General features: G+C 39.5%; 1 pseudogene. It reads right to left on the reverse strand.

The features are described 5' to 3' along the window. Positions 1 to 64: 64 nt before the first annotated feature. A pseudogene (locus HC176_RS17005) lies at positions 65 to 408 on the reverse strand (hypothetical protein); the annotation flags it as partial.

Raw genomic sequence — 408 nt, forward strand, 5'->3', positions numbered from 1 at the left:
TAGAAAATTAGGCTTTGCCGGTTAAAGCGACAAAGTTACTCAAAAGGAAAAGAGCCTTCTTGTGTTATTTTGCCAGCTTAAGTTGTTTGTTCTTTTCGTCCTGTAGCAGCCTGCCTAATCTTTGCTCTTTTTCAAGCGCTTTCACACGATAAGCATCAAATTCTTTTTCAAGTTCATTGAAATTCTTCCTGGCTTCGGTAGTATGAATATGGCTTCTTTTAAATCTCACTACGAATAACGCCAGGGCAAGAACCAGAACTCCAATAATACTCCACATGGTGGTGTTGTATGCGGCTTTACTCAAAGACATTCCAAGGAAAGGAATGTTATCTTTTTCAGAAGTCACAGTATTCAGTTGGGCTTCCATTGCCTCAAGATCGGACTTCAATTGAGCCATTTGTTCTTTCT

The sequence above is a fragment of the Tamlana crocina genome (assembly GCF_012037625.1).